Here is an 18397-nt window from a genome sequence, read left to right as displayed (position 1 = left end):
AGACGGTAATCCCATGTCCATCGCAGGCATCATCCAACGGCCCTACGAAAAACGGTTTCTGCTGGCCCTGCTGATCGTCGGCGTGCTGGCCTACCTGTTCTGGACCGGCTCGCGCTATCCGGCGCTGAACGAAAAGGCGATGATGTCCGGCGCGATCCAGCTTGAGGACGCGCTGAGCTTTGAGGCGAAATTCCCGATCACCCCGGACATGAGCACGCTGGACCGCATCTTCTGGTCCACGCTCAACTGGGTGAACACCAACAAAAAGGGCATGACCTTTGGCGTGCTCTTCGCCGCGGCTTTCCTGACGGCGCTGTCCTATCTGCGGGCCAAAAGCTTTCGCAATGGGCTGGCGAACTCGTTCCTCGGTCTGGTGATCGGCACGCCGCTGGGCGTTTGCGTCAACTGCGCCGCCCCCATTGCGCGGGGCATGTATACCGGCGGTTTCCGGGCCGAGACGACGCTCAGCGCGATGATCGCCTCACCCACGCTGAACGTGGTGGTGCTGACCATGCTGTTCAGCCTGATGCCGTTCTACATGGCCGTGACCAAGATTGTCCTCAGCCTTGCGATCATTCTGGGCGTCGTTCCCCTGATCTGCCGCTTTCTGCCCCAGACCCAAATCCCCGCGCCGGATCTGAGCCCCCAAACCCCCTGGACCCAGGCCGAGCTGACGCAGGCCGCCCCCTCGGAATCCATCGTTCAGGCGGTGATCGGGGTCGTCCGTACCTACGCCGCCAACTTCTGGTACATCGTCAAGATGACCGTGCCGCTGATGCTGATGGCCGGTTTTCTGGGCACCGTCGTCGCCGTCATCCTGCCGGCCGAGATGATCATGGACCTGCCGTTCTCGGTGTTCGTGCTGATCGTTCTGGTGCTGGTCGGGGTGTTCCTGCCCTGTCCCATCGGGTTTGACGTGGTGATGGCCGGGGCCTTGCTGGCGACCGGGCTGGACCAGGGCTATGTCATGGCGCTGCTGTTCACGCTGGGCAGTTTCTCGGTCTACTCCTTCCTTATCGTGTCGCAATCGCTGGGCTTGCGCGCGGGCATCCTGCTGGGCGGGGCGATCGCGCTGTTCGGCGCTCTGGCGGGGTACGGCGTTCAGGCGTGGCACCAGTACCAGTCGGACCGTGCCTTGCAGATGCTGCAACAAGCGCAGGCGCCGCAGGTCATCATGTGGGGTGCCGCACAGGCCGCTACCGCTGATGCGACGTGGACCGTCACCAGCCCGGACGCCGCGCGCATCACCATCGACCCGCAGTATTTCTCCGCCCCGTCGCCCGCCGCCGACACCGGCTTCACCCGGCTCGAGGCGCGCGACATCGGCGTCGACAAACCGCTGGAGTTCTCCTTCCGCGACATGTGGCCCCCGTTTTGGGAGGGGCGCAGCCTGTCCGCCGCCGACATCGACCGCGACGGCGATCTGGATATCGCCATCGCCTCGACCGAGCAGGCGCTTTACCTGTTCCGCAACGATGGCGCGGGCAATTTCACCCGGATGAACGTTGATCTCACGCCGCTGGCCGGGCTGCTCGTGTTCAACGCCGCACTGGCCGATATCGACAATGACGGCTGGCCCGACCTGTTCCTGACGACCTACGGACGCGGCAACCTGCTGTGGCGCAACGTCGACGGCTCCTTTGGCCCCGAGGCCCCGCAGCCCGTCGCCAACAACCCCGAAACCCCGCTGACACTGGCGCTCAGCTTTGCCGACGCGGATCGGGATGGCGATCTGGACGTCGCCTTGGGCAACTGGGCCGCCGGCTGGTACCGCCGCATCCCCGGCGAGGAGTCGCGCAACCGCGTCCTCTGGAACCAGAACGGCACCCTTGATGGCAGCGCGTTTTCCGCCCTGCCTGGCATCCCCGGCGAGACGCTGACCATCCTGTTTTCGGACATCGACAGCAACGGCACGATGGACCTGCTCGAAGGCAACGACTTCGAGATCCCCGACTATTTCTACCTTGGCGACGGCAAGGGCGGCCTGCGCATGATCACCCATGCCGACGGCCTGATCCCGCACACCACCAACACCACGATGGCGATCAAGGTCGGCGATCTGATCGGCGACGGGGTGAACGAAATCTACATGGCGCAGATCGCGGGCCGCTCCTCGGGGGTGTCCAAGACGCTGAAGATGCAGCCGTTGGAAAAATACTGCGACACGGTGCGCAACCCCGACGACCGCGCGGCCTGCGAACGGAACATGCAGATCAAAAGCTGGTACAAGTCGGGCAACAACTTCGACCCGACCTATGCCAGCAAATGCGCCGAGCTGACGGGCCGTTACCGCGCCGAATGCAAGGCAATGCTGGTCAAGGATCTGGCGATCCAGCGTCGCGACCGCTCGATCTGCGCGTTGATCCCGGCGGATCAGCCCATTCCCCGCGCCTATTGCGACATCCATTTCCGCCCCGCCCGCCCCATCACCGCGCAAGAGGCTGACGACAGCATCCAGCAGGTGCAGCGCTCGAACGTGCTGCTGCAATGGGATGGTAAGGCCTATCAGGACAAGGCCGGCCCCCGCGGGTTGGAAATCGGCGGCTGGTCCTGGGACACCAAGCTGGCCGATTTCGACAATGACGGCGATCTGGACGTCTACGTGGTCAACGGCACCTGGGTCCCGAACGAGGTGTCGCCCTCGAACCTCTTTTTCCTCAACGACGGCACCGGCACCTTCAAGGAAGCGTCCGGCCCCTTCGGGCTGGAGGATTACCTGATGACCGCCGCCGCGATCCAGTTCGACATGGATATGGACGGCGATCTGGACATCCTGACCCACACCGTAAACGGACCGTTGGTCGCCTTCCGCAACAACGCGCAGGGGCATTCGCTGGGCGTGGCGTTGCAGGACATGGTGGGCAACCGCGACGGCATCGGCGCCCGCATCTATCTGACCGACGACGCAGGCAAGACGCAGTTGCGCGAAATCCAGCTGGGCGGGGGCTTCATGTCGTTTGACGCGCCCGTCGCCTATTTCGGGCTGGGCGCGCAGACGCAGGCCGCGGGTCTGCGTGTCGTCTGGGCCGACGGGGCCGAAACCGTGGTGCAAGGGCCGATCCCGGCCGGTGCGCTTTATCACATCCGGCGCGACCCCTAGGGGCCGCGCCGAACGCCTTAGTCCAGAACCTTGGTCACCGGAAAGATCGACAGGTTCGTCCGCGCCCGGATCGCCCCCCAGACGCCGCGTTTGTCCACCAGCATCACCGCGATGGCGATGCCGCCCATCATGATCAGGTACCAGGTCCCCCAGTCCGAGGCGACCTCGCGCAGCGCAAAGAAGATCACAACCCCGATCACCGGCCCCTCGATGGACCCGATTCCGCCGATCACCACGATGAAGATCACGAAGGCCGTCCATTCGTTCAGGCTAAAGGCCGCGTCGGGCGTGATCCGCAGTTTTTGCAGGAACACGAAGCCCCCGGTCAGCGAGGTCCAGAACGCCGCCAGCACGTAGATCATGAACTTGACGCGCCGGGTGGCGACGCCCATCGCCTCGGCCGCCGGTTCGCTGTCGCGGATCGCCGTCAGCGCCAGCCCCCATTTCGATCGCAGCAGCCCCCACACCATCAGAACCGAGGCGATCCCGATGGTAAACGCGATGTAATACATCACCATCTCGCGCCCGCCGCGGCTGTCGGCCAGCGATTTCGCCAGCGCCACCGGCAGTGAAATGCCCGAGCCACCGCCAAGTGCCCCGATCTGCGCCGCGCTCAGCCGGAACACCTCGGCGATCACCCAGGTGCCGATGGCGAAATACGGGCCTTGCAGGCGGAACGCGATCCAGCCTGTGGGCACCGCGATCACCGCCGTGGCAATCGCCGCCGCCGGGATGGCGATCAGCAGGGGCAACCCCGCGAACATCGCCAGCGCAAAGAACAGGTAGCCGCCCAGCCCAACGAATGCCTGCTGCCCTACGCTGATCAGCCCGGTATAGCCCGCCAGCAGGTTCCACATCTGCGCCAGCGCCAGAAAGCTGAACACCTCCATCAGCAGGCGCAGGTCCGAACGCCCGGCCCAGACCGGCGCCACGGCCAGCCCGGCCACCACTGCCAGCAGCACCAGCCGCAGCACCACCGAGACCGAAATGCCCCGACCCTGAGTCATATCCATCGAAGTCATCTTGGCCCCTCACATCTTGGGAAACAGGCCGCGCGGACGCACGACCAGCAGCGCCAGGAACACCAGGTGCCCGGCCAGGATTTGCACGCCTGCGTCGATCTGCGCACCCAGCGTCTGCGCGACACCCAGAACGATGCCGCCCACCAGCGTGCCCCACAGACTGCCCAGACCGCCGATAATGACCGCCTCGAACGCGAACAGCAGCCGGGCAGGGCCGGCCGAGGGGTCAAAGTTCGTCTTCATCGCCAGGAAAATCCCGGCCACGCCCACGACCAGACTGGCCAGCGCCGTCGCAATCGCAAAGATATGCGCGTTGTTGCCCCCCATCAGCGGCACGATTTCCGGGTCGTCCGAGGTCGCCCGCAGCATCCGCCCCAGTGGCGTCTTGTAGAACACCAGTTGCAGCCCGCCGATCACCGCAACGGCGGCGGCGAACATCAGCAGCGGCAGCCAGCCAATCGCCACGGCGTCCGACAGCACGATGCTGCCCGTTTCCAGCCAGCCCGCAGGCAGGCGCTGACTGTCGGCCGAGAAGATCTCCAACAACGCGTTCTGGATGATGATCGACATGCCGAACGTCACCAGAATGGGCGGCAGGATGTCCTTGCCCAGCACCCGGTTCAACAGGATGCGCTGGTTGACATAGCCCGCCGTCGTCAGCGCGATCAGCACCAGCACCACGGCCACCGCCGGATGCACCGCCAGCCCGGTGACCAAGGCCACCATCAGGTAGGCTGCGGTCACGATGAAATCGCCATGCGCGATGTTGATAAACCGCATGACGCCGAACATCAGGCTCAGCCCCGCCGCGAACAGGGCATAGAGCCCGCCCAGCAGGACGCCCTGCACGATTGCATTGATCCAGACCATCAGTGGGCCTCCTCTGTGGTGCCGAAATAGGCCGCCGCGATTTGGGCGCGGGTCAGGGTGGCGGGGGTGCCGGTCAGGGTCACGCGCCCCTCCATGAAGCAATAGACCCGGTCGGCCACGGCCAGCGCCTGGCCCACGTCCTGTTCCACCACCAGAATGGCGGTGCCGCCTGCGCGGATTTTCGGCACGGCGGTGTAGATGTCCTTGATGACTTTCGGGGCCAGCCCGAGGCTGATTTCGTCACACAACAGCAGCTGAGGGTTCGACATGAGCGCCCGCCCAATGGCCACCATCTGCTGCTGCCCGCCCGACAGCGCCGTGCCCGGATTGTGGCGTTTCGCCACCAGATCGGGGAACAGCTCGTAAACCGCGTCCAGCGACCACGGACCCGGCCGTTTGCCCGCCGCGCCGATCAGCAGGTTTTCCTCGACCGATAGCGAAGGGAACAGCCGCCGCCCCTCGGGCACCATCGCCATCCCGGCCTTGTGGATGCGATCCGCGGCCCATCCCGCGATGTGCTGACCGGCGAACATCACGTCCTGCCCGCGCGCCGGGATCATCCCGGTGATCGCCCGCAGAAACGTCGATTTCCCCGCCCCGTTCGAGCCGATAAGGGCCACGCATTCGCCCTCGTCCACGCTCACATCAATGCCGAACAGCGCCTGGAAATCCCCGTAGAACGCCGTCAGCCCCTGTGTCTCAAGCAGCCGTGTCATCGACCGAAATCCCCATGTAAATTTCCTGCACCAGCGGGTCGGCCATCACCTTTGACGGCTCGCCCTCGGCGACGATCTTGCCGAAGTCGATCACGATCAGCCGCTCGACCACGGCGGTCAGGGCGTGGACGATATGTTCGATCCAGATGATCGAAACGCCCGAGTCCCGGATGCCCTTGATCGTCTCGACCAGCTCGTGACACTCCGCCTCGGTCAGCCCGCCCGCGATTTCATCCAGCAACAGCAGCTTCGGCCCCGAGGCCAGCGCCCGCGCCAGCTCCAGCCGTTTCCGCTCCAGCAATGTCAGGCTGCCCGCCGGACGGTTGGCCTTGGGCAACAGCCCGGTGCGGTCCAGAATGTCCCGGCATTCGGCCTTGGCATCGTGATGCCCCGAATTGCCGAAGCTCGACGCCACCAGCAGGTTTTCGTAAACGCTCATCCCCACGAATGGGTGCGGGATCTGGAACGACCGCGCGATCCCCATCCGGCAACGTTCCGCCGCGGGCACGCGCGTCACGTCCTGCTTGGCGAATTGCACGGTGCCCGAGCTGACAGCCAAAGTGCCGCCAATCAGGTTGAACAGGGTCGATTTACCGGCGCCGTTCGGCCCGATGATCCCCAGCGCCTGGCCCTCGGGCATGTCGAACGTCACATCGTCCGAGACCGTCAGCGCGCCGAAATTCTTATTCACATTGGACAGCGACAGGATCGTTGCCATCGGCTCCTCCTTTGGTTTGGCCGGGGGCGGGACGCCACCCCCGGCCACGCGGCCTTAGCCGATTGCCTTCATCTCGCCGGTCAGCGGGATGTCGGGATGGGCACCGTTTTCCACGATGTCCAGCACCGGCTTGCCGTTCTCCAGCCGCCATTGGCCGCCCACCAGCGGGGTCTTGGCGATGTTCGGCACCGGACCACCCGCAAAGTTGATGTTGCCCACGACCGAGTTGTAGTTGGTCGCCTTGATCGCCGCCGCGATGCTGTCGGGATCGGTCGGATCTTCAGACCGTTGCAGGCTGTCGAAGATCACCTCGAACAGCGAATGCTTGAAGCCCAGCGGCATGGTCCACGGGTTGCCCGTCTGCGCCTCGTAATCGGCGGCCAGCTCGGCCGAGGTCTGCCCGGTGAACCCCGAGCTGAACGGGTGATGCGGCGACCACCAGACCTCGACGCTCAGCCCGTCGGCGCGGTCGCCCAGGGCACCCACGGCCTGCGGGAACTCGGTCGCCTTGGCGGCGTTCACGACCTTGGGGTGGAACCCTTGCTGCGCGGCTTGGGTCCAGAACGTGGTGAAATCGGGCGGAATGACCACACCGGTGACGATTTCCACACCCGCCTGTTTGAACGCCGAAATCTGCGCGCTGAAATCATCCGACATGTTCTGATACCGGCCCGGATCGACCAGCTTGTAGCCACGCTGCGTCATCACCGGCGGAAAGCCCAGCTCGGGGTGCGCCCAGCCGTTGCCATCGGGGTCGTTGGGCCACAGCGCGCCGACCACCTTGTTGGTGTCCACCTTGTCCCACATGTTGACGAAGGACCCGATGATGTCCTCCAGCCCCCAGAAGAAGTGGTACGTATACTGGAACCCCTTCGCCGGATCGCCCTGACGGCCAAAGAAGTGCGGCTGCCACGGGGTGTCGTTCGTCAGGCAGGGCACGCCGTTCAGTTCGGCCTGATCTGCCACCGGGTTGGTGGTGTCGGGGGTCGAGGTGGCGCAGATCACGTCCACTTCCTCGCCCAGGATCAGCTCTTGCGCGACCGACGAGGCCCGGTTCGAGTTCGACTGGCTGTCTTTCACGATGAACTCGATCTCGTGCTTGGAGCCGTTGATCATCAGCCCGTCGCCGATCTTCTTGGCGAACTGGTTCAGGGTGAACTGGTCGGGTTCCGCGAAAATCGCCAGCGGGCCGGTTTGCGGCGTCACGAAGCCGATCTTCAGTTTCTTCGTCTTGGCGATCGCCGGGCTGGCGATGCCGCTGGCGGCCAGCAGGCCGGTGGCGCCGGTCGCCTTCATGAATCCGCGGCGGGACAGAGTGTGTTTCGTCATGGTGGTCCTCCTCAGGTTTGGATGCAGCCCGCGCGGCAAAACTCCTCTGTTCCCCGAAGGCGGCTTCGGGGGCGCATGGGCTGTAGGAATGGAAATCAGGCTCTAACCCTGCGGATCAGGCCCCTCGGTGTGGATCAAGGCTCCTCCCTCTTTGGCGCGACGCAAAGCTCCTCTGACCCCCGAAATCCGATTTCGGGGCTGCGGCGCGTGGATTGTGTGGTGAAACGGGCGTGCCCTTACGGGTCAGGTGCGCGTGTCTGTGTGTCTCATCTATCCTCCCTCAGTGCGGTCCGGCGGGCGCTAGCCAGCGCCCCTCTCGGGGAATTTCTTCAGCGTGTTCTCGATCCCGCGCAGCGTCTGCGTCACGTCGGGCCAGAAATTCGGCAAGCTCTGGACCGAGGCACCCCCCAGCGTCCCGTCCGCCTTCACCCAGATTTGCGCGGGCTCGAAATGCAGCGCGGGCGCGTCGGGTTCGGTGCTGTTGCGGGTCAAAAACAGACCCCATTCCTGCGCAACTGCCGTTGCATCGACCGAGTGGCCCAGCGGCAGGCGGATCAGCTGCATCTCGTCCTTCAGACGCGCGGTGGTGTCCCGATCCTCGGCCGAGACGGCCACCACCCGGATACCCCGGATCGCGAAATCGCCGATGCGGTCGTCCAGTTCCTTCAGCATCAGGCGCGTCCATTTGCAGTGCCGCCCGCGGTGAAACACCACATGCGTCCCGCCCGGAGGCGCATCCTGCCCCACGTCATACTGGCCCAGATCTGCGCCGCCGTGGCCCATTACCGCAAAGCGCAGCGCCGGTACGGGTTGGCCGGGGAACAGACGGGTCGCCATCGCGTTACCCCTTCGCTTCCAGCGCGGACAGCCGCGCCTCGATCACGGGGACCGAGCGGTAGATGTGTTCGATCGTCAGCTTCTCGGCCAAGTCGGCGTTGCGCGCGATTACCGCGTCAAAGATCGCCTGATGTTCGCTGCGCACGTCACGCGGGATCGAGCGATCCGTGATCGCGATATGCAGATACCGGATCGAGTGGCTGTACAGAATCTCGCGGAAGTTCAGCAGCCAGGCATTTGTGCAGGCCCCGATCATCGCGTTGTGAAAGGCGCGGTTGCGGCGCTCCCACTCGGCGACGGCCTGTTCCTCGCGGCCTTCCATTTCCGTCTCGATCTTGGCCAGGCGGTGATGGGCGGCGACAAAGGCGCTCTCCCACTCGTCATCGCCTTTCTGGATCGACTCGCGGACGGCTTTCGCCTCCAGCAGGGCGCGCATCTCGACGATGTTCTTGAAATCCGCGACTGATACCAGCGCCGCGCGGAACCCGCGTTGGCCTTCGGTGGTCACCAGATTCTCGACCAGCAGCCGCGACAGCGCCTCGCGCACGGTCGAGGCACCCACCCCGAATGTCTTGCGCAGCACCTCGACCCGCAGCCGCGATTCCGGCTCGATTTCGCCCGACAGGATCGCGCCGCGCAGGGCTTCATAGACCGCCTCGATGGTGGTCCGGCTCTGCGATTCGCCGTCCAGGTCGTTAATATCTTTCAGAAAACTCACGGCTTCCCCCTGCATTCCTCCATGTTCACATAAACTTATCACCATTCAAAAAACAACGTCAAAAACTTAAAATCTCGTTTTTTTATGATCACCAATAGAAATATCGTTTTTTTATTTGACAAACGATATTGCCCAAGACCATGATCCCCCAACGCCAAGCGAAGGAGGGGGACGCGATGGCCGATGGAACCATGACCCGTAGCTTTACCATCCGTTTCAAAGGGGCCGATCGCCCCGTCACCTGCGATGAATCGCAGAAGGTGCTGATCGCGATGGAGCAGGCATTTCCCGACTCCCGGCTGCAGCCGGTGCGCGTCGGCTGTCGGCAGGGCGGCTGCGGCGCCTGCCGGGTAAAGGTGACCAAGGGCGATTACACCACGGCCAAGATGAGCCGCGCCCACGTGACCGAGGCCGAACAGGCTCAGGGCTATGCCTTGGCCTGCCGGATTTACCCGCAAAGCGACATGGAAATTGAATCCGCCTTTCTGGGGCCCCGCCGGGCACCCAAAGGGCAAAACTGAGAACCAAGGGTAGGAGGATTACCAATGTCTCAAGAAGGACTGCTGCGTCCGGGGATCGCCCAGATCCGCGTTCTGGATATGGACGAAGCGATCACCCACTACGTCGAACGTATTGGCCTGGATATGGTCGGCAAGGGCGAAGATGGCCGCGTGTACCTGAAAGGGTACGACGAATTCCATCACCACTCGGTCGTCCTGCGCGAGGCGGACACCGCCGGCATCGACTTCTTCGCGTTCAAGGCCGACAGCCAGCAAAGCGTCGACGCCTTCCGCAAGCGGATCGAGGCCTACGGGCTGGAGGTCGATGATGTCCCCGCCGGCGAACAGCCCGGCACCGGTGCGCGCATCGGGTTCACCGTTCCCTCGGGCCACCGGATCGAACTGTTCGCCCATATGGACCTGTCCGATCAGGCGCCCGACACCCGCAACCCCTACATCTGGAAATCCGAGCCGCGCGGCATGCGCGCCCAGCGGATGGACCACTGCCTGCTGTACGGCCCGAACATCGACAAGGTCGAGGAATTCTTCACCCAGGTGCTGGACTTCCACCTGCCCGAGCGCGTGGACCTGCCCGACGGCACTCTGGCGATCTGGATGACCGTCTCGAACAAGGCCCACGACATCGCCTTCGTGAACCACCCCGAGCCGGGCAAGCTGCACCATCTGGCGTTCTTCCTTGAGAACTGGAACGACATCGGCCACGCCGCCGACCTGATGTCGCGCTATGACATCAGCCGCGATGTCGGCCCGACCCGTCACGGCATCACCCGTGGTCAGACGATCTATTTCTTCGACCCGTCGGGTAACCGTAACGAGGTCTTCGCCGGTGGCTACACCGCCTACAAGGACCACCCGGTCCGCGTCTGGGATCACAACAACGTCGGCCGAGGCATCTTCTACTACGAACGCCAGCTGAACGATGCCTTCCTGTCGGTGGTGACCTGATGCAGGTGCTCCGTCCCGCACAGGTGCTGACGGCTGCGGCGGCCCATGCCGCCGTGGGCGCCGCCGTGGCCAAGGCCACCGAACTGGGGGTCGCCATCAACGTCTGCGTCGTGGACGCGGGCGGCAACCAGATCGCGTTCCTGCGTGGCGACGGGGCCTTTCTGCCTTCGGGCAGGATCGCCCGCGACAAGGCGTATACCGCCGCGGGTTTCGGTGCCCCCACCGGGGCGCTCTATGACGCGCTTTCGGGCGATGCACCGGTGCTGGCGGGCATTTCCGCGCAACCCGGCGTGGCCCTGTTTCAGGGCGGGCTGCCCATTCGCAGCAAGGGTGAACTGGTCGGAGGCATCGGCGTGTCCGGTGCCTCGGCCCAGCAGGATGAGATCTGCGCCAAGGCGGGCCTGTCGGCCATCGGTCTGGCGCAGGATTGAGGATTGGACACATGAAAGACGGGCTGACAACCATGGCCAGGGACGCACTTCACTTCATCAATGGCGAGTTTACCGCCGGCACTTCGGGGCGGACCTTCGACAACATCTCGCCCGCCACCGGGCAGAAGATCGGCGTCGTGCATGAGGGGCTCAAGCCCGAGATCGACGCCGCCGTTGCCGCCGCCCGTGCCGCGCTGACCGGCCCGTGGGGCTACATGCCCCAGGCCGAACGCGCCGCCCTGCTGCACGCCGTCGCCGACGAGATCAACCGCCGCTTCGATGAATTCCTCGAGGCCGAGATTCTGGACACCGGCAAGCCCAAATCGCTGGCCTCGCATATCGACATCCCGCGCGGGGCTGCGAACTTCAAGATCTTCGCCGATCTGGTGAAAAACGTCCCGACCGAAAGCTTCATGCTCGACACCCCCGACGGCAACGGCGCGCTGAACTATGGCGTGCGCCGGCCCAAGGGCGTGGTCGCCGTCATCAGCCCGTGGAACCTGCCGCTTCTGCTGATGACGTGGAAGGTCGGCCCGGCGCTGGCAACCGGCAACACCGTGATCGTCAAACCGTCCGAGGAAACCCCCCTGACCACCACCCTGCTGGGCGAGGTCATGAACACCGTGGGCATCCCCAAGGGTGTGTTCAACGTGGTCCACGGTTTCGGCCCCGACAGCGCGGGCGCTTACCTGACCGCGCACCCGGATGTGGACGCGATCACCTTCACCGGCGAAACCCGCACGGGTGAGATCATCATGCAATCGGCGGCCAAGGGGTTGCGTCAGGTCTCGATGGAATGCGGCGGGAAAAACGCCGGGATCGTGTTCGCCGACGCCGACATGGACAAGGCGATCGAGGGCACCATGCGCTCGGTCTTCGCCAACTGCGGTCAGGTCTGCCTGGGCACCGAGCGTGTCTACGTCCAGCGCCCGATCTTCGACGAATTCGTCGCCCGCCTGAAGGCCGGTGCCGAGGGCATGAAACTGGGTGCCTCGGCTGATCCCGAGACCAACATGGGCCCGCTGATCAGCCAGGAACACAAATCCAAGGTGCTGTCCTATTACGAGATCGCCAAGGCCGAAGGGGCCACCGTCATCACCGGCGGCGGCGTCCCCGACATGCCCGACGATCTGAAAGGCGGCGCTTGGGTGCAGCCCACCATCTTCACCGGCCTGCCCGAAACCGCCCGCGCCGTGCGCGAGGAGATCTTCGGCCCGGTCTGCCATATCGCCCCCTTCGACACAGAAGACGAGGTGATCAAGATGGCCAACGACACCGACTATGGCCTCGCCACCGCCATCTGGACCGAAGACCTGACCCGCGCCCACCGCGTCGCCCGTCAGATCGATGTGGGTCTGGCATGGGTGAACTCGTGGTTCCTGCGCGACCTGCGCACCGCGTTCGGCGGCTCGAAACACTCGGGCATCGGCCGCGAGGGCGGCGTGCATGGCCTCGAATTCTACTCCGAACTCACCAACGTCTGCGTGAAACTCTAAGGACGACCAATGACCGACCAATCCAAAATCCACGAGGCCGCCGACCGTCTGTGGCAGGCCTGGGAAACCGGCGTGCCCGGCGCGCCCATCCGTGATCTGCTGGCCGAGGGCGACGTGGACGCCGCCTATGCCGTGCAGGAAATCAACACCAAGCGCTGGCTGGGCGGCGAGGAACGCATCCTGTCGGGCCGCAAGATCGGCCTGACCTCTAAGGCCGTGCAAAACCAGCTGGGCGTCGGCCAGCCCGACTACGGCATGCTGTTCGCAGACATGGAGTATATGGACGGGGAGGAAATCCCGCTGTCGCGCCTGCACCAGCCCAAGGTCGAGGCCGAGATCGCCTATGTCATCGCCGCCCCCCTGACCGGGCAGCACATCACGATGGTCGATCTGATGGCCTCCATCGGTTACGTCGTCCCGGCGTTGGAGATCGTGGGCAGCCGCGTCGCTGGCTGGGATATCCGCATCACCGACACGATCGCCGACAATGCCTCGTCCGGGGTCTACGTGCTGGGCCAGTCGCCCAAGCGCGTCGGTGATTTCGATCAGCGCATGTGCGGCATGGTGATGACCCGCAACAACCAGCCCGTCAGCGTCGGCGCCGGTGCCGCCTGCATGGGCAGCCCCCTGAACGCCACCCTGTGGCTGGCCCGCACGATGGCCAAGGCTGGTCGCGCTTTGGGTCCGGGCGATGTGGTTCTGTCGGGCGCTTTGGGGCCGATGGTTCCCGCCAATCCCGGTGACGTTTTCGAAGCACGGATCAACTGCCTCGGCTCGGTCCGCGCCGCTTTTGCGAAGGAATAAGCAGATGAGCAAAATCAAATGCGCCATCATCGGTTCGGGCAATATCGGTACCGACCTGATGATCAAGATCATGCGGATGTCCAAGGTGCTGGAAATGGGTGCCATGGTCGGAATCGACCCCGACTCGGACGGGCTGGCCCGCGCCAAGCGTCTGGGTGTGCCCACCACCCACGAAGGCATCGAAGGGCTGACCAAGCTGCCCAACTACGCCGACATCCGCATCGTGTTCGACGCCACCAGCGCCGGTGCCCACAAGCGCCACAACGAGGTGCTGCAAAAGGACGGCAAGCAAGTCATCGACCTGACCCCCGCCGCCATCGGCCCCTTCACCGTGCCTGCCGTGAACATCGACGCCAACCTGACTGAATCGAATGTGAACATGGTGACGTGCGGCGGTCAGGCCACCATCCCGATGGTCGCCGCCGTGAACCGCGTCAGCCCCGTGCGCTATGGCGAAATCGTCGCCTCGATCAGTTCGCGCTCGGCCGGTCCCGGCACCCGCGCGAATATTGACGAGTTCACCGAAACCACCGCCTACGCCATTCAGGCCGTCGGCGGCGCTGGTCGCGGCAAGGCGATCATCATCCTGAACCCCGCCGAGCCGCCGATGATCATGCGCGACACGGTCTATTGCCTGTGCGACGAAGCCGACCCCGAGGAAATCCGCGCCTCCATCCACCAGATGGTGGAAGACGTGCAATCCTACGTCCCCGGCTACCGTCTGAAGCAGGAAGTGCAGTTCGAGCATATCGGCTCGAACAGCCCGCTGCACATCCCCGAAATGGGCGGTGATTTCACCGGGCTGAAGGTCTCGATCTTCCTCGAGGTCGAAGGCGCGGCCCACTACCTGCCCGCCTATGCCGGCAATCTGGACATCATGACCAGCGCGGCGATGAAAACCGCCGAACGCCTGTCGATCAAACGCAACTGGGTGGAGGCCGCCTGACATGACCAAGCTCTATATCCAGGACGTGACCCTGCGCGACGGCATGCACGCCGTCCGTCACCAATACGATCTGGGCCATGTCCGCGCCATCGCTCAGGCTCTGGACGAGGCTGGCGTCGACGCGATCGAGGTCGCCCACGGCGACGGTATCACCGGCTCCACCTTCAACTACGGTTTCGGCAAATGCACCGACGAGGCGTGGATCTCCGAGGCCGCCAAGGTCTGCAAGACCGCCAAGCTGACCACCCTGCTGCTGCCCGGCATCGGTACCATCGAAGACCTGAAGCGCGTCCGCGATCTGGGCGTTCAGTCCGTCCGCGTCGCCACCCACTGCACCGAGGCCGACGTCGCCGCCCAGCACATCGCGGCAGCCAAGGACATGGGCATGGACGTGTCGGGCTTTCTGATGATGTCCCACATGAACACCCCCGAAAAGCTGGCCCAGCAGGCCAAGCTGATGGAAAGCTACGGCGCTGATTGCGTCTACTGCACCGACTCGGGCGGCCGTCTGACCATGAAGGACGTGGCCGAGCGTTTCGACGCCTATAACAAGGTGCTGAAGCCCGAAACCCAGCGCGGCGCACACATGCATGAAAACCTGTCGCTGTCCGTCGCCAACTCGGTCGTCGCGGTGGAACACGGTGCCTTCCGCGTCGATGCCTCGCTGGCCGGGATGGGTGCCGGTGCCGGCAACACCCCGATCGAAGCGTTCGTCGCCGTTGCCGATCTCTACGGCTGGGAACACGGCTGCGACGTGTTCAAACTGCAAGACGCCGCCGAGGAACTGGTCCGCCCGCTGCAAGACCGCCCCGTCCGCGTCGACCGCGAAACCATGACGCTGGGCTATGCCGGGGTCTACTCGTCCTTCCTGCGTCACGCCGAAAAGGCCGCCAATCTCTACGGTCTGGACACTCGCGAAATCCTGGTCGAGCTGGGCCGCCGCAAGATGGTCGGCGGGCAAGAGGACATGATCGTCGACGTGGCTCTGGACATGATCAAAGCCAAGGAGGCAGCGGAATGACCGACATCGCCAAACTCGCCGAAATCGTGGACGAGGCCGCGCGCACCGCGACCGAGATCCCGCAATTCTCCGACACCAAACCGCTGAGCGTGGACGAAGCCTATGCCGTGCAGGCCCAGTCCATACAGCGCCGCTATGCCCGCGGCGAGCGTCGCGTCGGCATCAAGATGGGCCTGACCAGCCGCGCCAAGCAGCTGCAGGTCGGCGTCGATGACGTGCTCTGGGGCCGTCTGACCGACGCCATGCGCGAGGAAGAAGGCGGAGAGGTCAGCATGGCCAAATACGTCCATCCCCGCGTTGAGCCCGAGATCGCCTTCCTGATCGGCAAACCCCTGTCCGGCAACGTCTCGGCGCTCGAGGCAATGGCCGCCGTTCAGGCCGTCGCCCCCGCGCTGGAGATCATCGACAGCCGCTACAAGGCGTTCAAGTTCGACGTGGGCGACGTGATCGCTGACAACTCGTCCTCGTCGGGTTTCATCATCGGCAACTGGCACGCGCCCGACATTGACATCTCGAACCTCGGCATGATCCTGTCGATCAACGGTGTGGCTGGCGAAATCGGCTCCACCGCCGCGATCCTGGGTCATCCCGTGCGTTCGCTGGTGTCCGCCGCGCGCATGGTCGCCTCGGCCGGCGAAACGCTGAACCCCGGCGACATCGTGCTGGCCGGTGGGGCAACCGCCGCCATTCCGATGGCCGCAGGTCAGGCCGTCACCCTGGATGTCCAGAACATGGGCACCGTCGCTTTCAACGTGGTGGAGTAACAACATGCCGCTGATCGAAGTCACCATGGTCGAGGGCCGCACGACCGAACAAAAGGCCGCCCTCATCGCCAAACTCACCGACGCCGCCGTCGAGGCTGTCGGCGCCCCGATCGAGACCATCCGCGTCTGCATCCGCGAAATCCCCGGCGAAAACTGGGGCATCGCGGGCAAGCCGAAGGGCCCGATCAAGGGAAGCTGACCATGTCGGACCTGACCGTCGAACCGGGCCAGGAAGGCCCGGTTACCGTCTCGATCTCGCGCCGGGTGATCGCCGGGCACGAGGCCGAGTACGAGGATTGGCTGCACGGCATCACCGCCGCCGCCGCCGATTTCCCCGGCCATATGGGCGTGAACATCCTGCGGCCCTCGGGCTCGACCGACGGGCGCTATGTGCTGATCTACCGTTTCGACAGCTGGGCGCATTGTCAGGCGTGGGAACGCTCGGAAACCCGCCAGACCTGGGTCGCGCAGCTGGACGGCATCGTCGTGGGCGAGGCGGAAACCCGCCGCGTCACCGGCCTTGAGGCATGGTTCGACCTGCCCGAGGTGCCCGCCGCCAAGCACGCCCCGCAGTGGAAGATGGCGGTGACGCTGATCGTCGTCGTTTTCGTGATCGTCTTCCCGTTGCAGCTGACGATCCTGCCCCTGACGACCGACTGGCCGCACTGGTCGCGCACCCTGCTGATCGCGGTGATCCAGGTATTGTTGATGACCTATCTGGTAATGCCCCGCGTCACCCGCGCCCTGCGCGGCTGGCTGTTCGCCTGAGGCCCGAATCCGGCGTACGATTTCCGCCAGAAATCTTACAATTTCCGGGATGAAGCAGATCTGAACACCCCGTCCGGTCGATTGACCCGGCGGGGTGATTTGTTTCCGGATTCGTTCCAGATTGGGGCCTTTTGGCCGAAAATCGGCCAGATTGTGGCGAAAATTGGGCACTCTCGAAAAACGAGAATAAATAAAATACTGTTTAAAAACAATATACTAATTGATTTCACCGCAGCCAGACTGTGACAAAATATTGGCAAGCTTGGCCTTAATTCCCTAAGGTCAGGGTATCTGCTTAGCCGTTTATAGAAACGGGACCGTCGCGATGGGGATCGCATAATGGGTTCCGTGGAAAGACACGACAATGACAAAGACTGCGCACAGCTGCCTGCGCATGACGATGGTGTATTTTCTACGCCTATTCGTCTGTGTTTGTGCTATGATTTCAATTGGTTACTCGCCGGTTCAGGCGGGGACGTCCTCGATGCTGGTGCGCGTTGTGCATAATGATCGGGGCGGAGTCGTCGGCGCGCGCGCCCAGGAAATCGCTACGATCCAGCGGCGTCAGCAACGTGTCGAAATCCGCGGCAAGGTCTGCCTGTCCACCTGCACGATGTATCTGGGCGCCGGTGACGTCTGCGTTCATCCCGCCACGAAATTCGGTTTCCACGGCCCCAGCTATTACGGCCGCCCGCTGAAACCGAAACAGTTCGAGTATTGGTCGAAGGTCATCGCCTCGTACTACCCCGACCGGTTGCGCGACTGGTACATGAGCACGGGCCGCTACAAAGCGGACGGCTATTATACCCTGACCGGCGCGCAGCTGATCCATTACGGCGTGCAGCAGTGCTAAAAAATCTCAACTAATCGAGTGACTTACGCGTTACTGCGTGTCAGACGTGCTGGACCCGCCACCAAGCGCACCAATCACCAGCGCGCCGCCGCCCAGCCCCAGCAGGGGCACCAGACCGCCGATCAGCGGGACAAAGTTGGTCGCCTCGCCCATGTCTGCGGCCTCTGCGGACGGCAGGACGGCGCCATCGCACAACACGCCAACGTTGCCATGACGGCGGAACTCGGCCCGCAGGATTTTCTGGTCACCACACATGCGGCTCGCCTTGGCGATGCGCATCGCCTCGTCCTCGCGCGGGCCAGCCAGCGCGGGCAGGGCGGCACTTCCCGCGGCCAGAATGGCCAAAACTCTGAAAAACATGCTCGATCTCCATTATTATTGCCGAAATCATAGCACGATAAACGGACAGGTTGAATGAAACCTTCCCGCCTGCGGAAAATTCTGCCGACTGTGTCGTTTTTTCTTTGATCAAATGGTCATTTGCCGGGAATCCGCGATTGCTTTTCCCCTGACGTCTGTGCGATTCTGTCGCCACAAA

The 18397-nt window shown here is 64.0% G+C and carries 20 protein-coding genes; 12 read left to right on the top strand and 8 right to left on the bottom strand.

The genetic code is table 11. The annotated features are described in order from the left end of the window. Positions 1 to 13: 13 nt before the first annotated feature. Positions 14 to 3100: an FG-GAP-like repeat-containing protein gene (locus E7681_RS02780; protein ID WP_136337726.1), complete on the top strand. Its 3087-nt coding sequence runs from the start codon at positions 14 to 16 to the stop codon at positions 3098 to 3100. A gap of 17 nt (positions 3101 to 3117) precedes the next feature. On the opposite strand, the gene E7681_RS02775 is transcribed toward E7681_RS02780, so the two are convergent. The 7 genes from E7681_RS02775 to E7681_RS02745 all read right to left on the bottom strand — a co-directional run bounded on the left by E7681_RS02775 (position 3118) and on the right by E7681_RS02745 (position 9310). After that, the gene (locus E7681_RS02775) at positions 3118 to 4122 is read right to left on the bottom strand and encodes a branched-chain amino acid ABC transporter permease (RefSeq protein WP_136337725.1); all 1005 of its coding nucleotides are present in this window, start codon (positions 4120 to 4122) and stop codon (positions 3118 to 3120) included. 9 nt (positions 4123 to 4131) lie between these two features. Further along, positions 4132 to 4992 (bottom strand): branched-chain amino acid ABC transporter permease, encoded by an 861-nt coding sequence (locus E7681_RS02770; protein ID WP_136337724.1) that lies wholly within the window; start codon positions 4990 to 4992, stop codon positions 4132 to 4134. Next, entirely contained in the window at positions 4992 to 5708 is a 717-nt protein-coding gene (locus E7681_RS02765; protein WP_136337723.1) for an ABC transporter ATP-binding protein, read from the bottom strand. Before E7681_RS02765 ends, E7681_RS02770 begins: the two co-directional genes overlap by 1 nt. Then, positions 5692 to 6426, bottom strand: coding sequence for an ABC transporter ATP-binding protein (locus tag E7681_RS02760; protein WP_136337722.1), 735 nt, complete (start codon positions 6424 to 6426; stop codon positions 5692 to 5694). Before E7681_RS02760 ends, E7681_RS02765 begins: the two co-directional genes overlap by 17 nt. Before the next feature lie 54 nt (positions 6427 to 6480). Next, positions 6481 to 7755, bottom strand: a complete 1275-nt coding sequence (locus tag E7681_RS02755) for an ABC transporter substrate-binding protein (protein WP_136337721.1) — start codon at positions 7753 to 7755, stop codon at positions 6481 to 6483. A 300-nt stretch (positions 7756 to 8055) separates the two neighbouring features. Next, a complete protein-coding gene (locus E7681_RS02750) occupies positions 8056 to 8592 on the bottom strand; it encodes a redoxin domain-containing protein (RefSeq protein WP_136337720.1) in 537 nt (178 codons plus the stop codon). Between the two features lie 4 nt (positions 8593 to 8596). After that, complete coding sequence (locus tag E7681_RS02745) at positions 8597 to 9310, bottom strand: GntR family transcriptional regulator (RefSeq protein WP_168733142.1); 714 nt, start codon at positions 9308 to 9310, stop codon at positions 8597 to 8599. Between the two features lie 140 nt (positions 9311 to 9450). Between E7681_RS02745 and E7681_RS02740 the strand changes: the two genes are divergently transcribed. The 11 genes from E7681_RS02740 to E7681_RS02690 all read left to right on the top strand — a co-directional run bounded on the left by E7681_RS02740 (position 9451) and on the right by E7681_RS02690 (position 17859). Beyond that, a complete protein-coding gene (locus tag E7681_RS02740) occupies positions 9451 to 9831 on the top strand; it encodes a 2Fe-2S iron-sulfur cluster binding domain-containing protein (protein WP_211089758.1) in 381 nt (126 codons plus the stop codon). A 24-nt stretch (positions 9832 to 9855) separates the two neighbouring features. Further along, positions 9856 to 10776, top strand: coding sequence for a catechol 2,3-dioxygenase (locus tag E7681_RS02735; RefSeq protein ID WP_136337718.1), 921 nt, complete (start codon positions 9856 to 9858; stop codon positions 10774 to 10776). Next, positions 10776 to 11207, top strand: a complete 432-nt coding sequence (locus E7681_RS02730) for a GlcG/HbpS family heme-binding protein (protein WP_136337717.1) — start codon at positions 10776 to 10778, stop codon at positions 11205 to 11207. The genes E7681_RS02735 and E7681_RS02730 overlap by 1 nt, the downstream gene beginning before the upstream one ends. Positions 11208 to 11239: 32 nt before the next feature. After that, a complete protein-coding gene (locus tag E7681_RS02725; RefSeq protein WP_211089757.1) occupies positions 11240 to 12703 on the top strand; it encodes a 2-hydroxymuconic semialdehyde dehydrogenase in 1464 nt (487 codons plus the stop codon). A gap of 9 nt (positions 12704 to 12712) precedes the next feature. After that, on the top strand, positions 12713 to 13507 hold the full coding sequence (locus E7681_RS02720) for a 2-keto-4-pentenoate hydratase (RefSeq protein WP_136337715.1): 795 nt from the start codon (positions 12713 to 12715) through the stop codon (positions 13505 to 13507). A gap of 4 nt (positions 13508 to 13511) precedes the next feature. Beyond that, positions 13512 to 14453 carry an acetaldehyde dehydrogenase (acetylating) gene (locus tag E7681_RS02715; protein WP_136337714.1) on the top strand — a complete coding sequence of 314 codons (942 nt, stop codon included), beginning with the start codon at positions 13512 to 13514 and terminating at the stop codon, positions 14451 to 14453. 1 nt (position 14454) lies between these two features. Next, complete coding sequence (dmpG, locus tag E7681_RS02710; protein ID WP_136337713.1) at positions 14455 to 15474, top strand: 4-hydroxy-2-oxovalerate aldolase; 1020 nt, start codon at positions 14455 to 14457, stop codon at positions 15472 to 15474. Then, on the top strand, positions 15471 to 16238 hold the full coding sequence (locus E7681_RS02705; RefSeq protein ID WP_136337712.1) for a 2-keto-4-pentenoate hydratase: 768 nt from the start codon (positions 15471 to 15473) through the stop codon (positions 16236 to 16238). Before dmpG ends, E7681_RS02705 begins: the two co-directional genes overlap by 4 nt. Before the next feature lie 4 nt (positions 16239 to 16242). Further along, positions 16243 to 16437: a 2-hydroxymuconate tautomerase gene (locus E7681_RS02700; protein ID WP_136337711.1), complete on the top strand. Its 195-nt coding sequence runs from the start codon at positions 16243 to 16245 to the stop codon at positions 16435 to 16437. A 2-nt stretch (positions 16438 to 16439) separates the two neighbouring features. Then, a complete protein-coding gene (locus E7681_RS02695) occupies positions 16440 to 17006 on the top strand; it encodes an antibiotic biosynthesis monooxygenase (protein ID WP_136337710.1) in 567 nt (188 codons plus the stop codon). A 439-nt stretch (positions 17007 to 17445) separates the two neighbouring features. Further along, positions 17446 to 17859, top strand: a complete 414-nt coding sequence (locus E7681_RS02690; protein ID WP_136337709.1) for a hypothetical protein — start codon at positions 17446 to 17448, stop codon at positions 17857 to 17859. Between the two features lie 30 nt (positions 17860 to 17889). Here the strand turns inward: E7681_RS02690 and E7681_RS02685 are convergent, their stop codons facing one another. Next, complete coding sequence (locus E7681_RS02685) at positions 17890 to 18219, bottom strand: hypothetical protein (protein WP_136337708.1); 330 nt, start codon at positions 18217 to 18219, stop codon at positions 17890 to 17892. Positions 18220 to 18397: the final 178 nt, after the last annotated feature.

It is taken from the genome of Thalassobius vesicularis (genome assembly GCF_004799325.1).
In the GTDB taxonomy this organism is placed as follows: domain Bacteria; phylum Pseudomonadota; class Alphaproteobacteria; order Rhodobacterales; family Rhodobacteraceae; genus Thalassobius; species Thalassobius vesicularis.
Note: the sequence above shows the minus strand (reverse complement) of the source record. Positions and strands in the feature narration are given on the sequence as shown.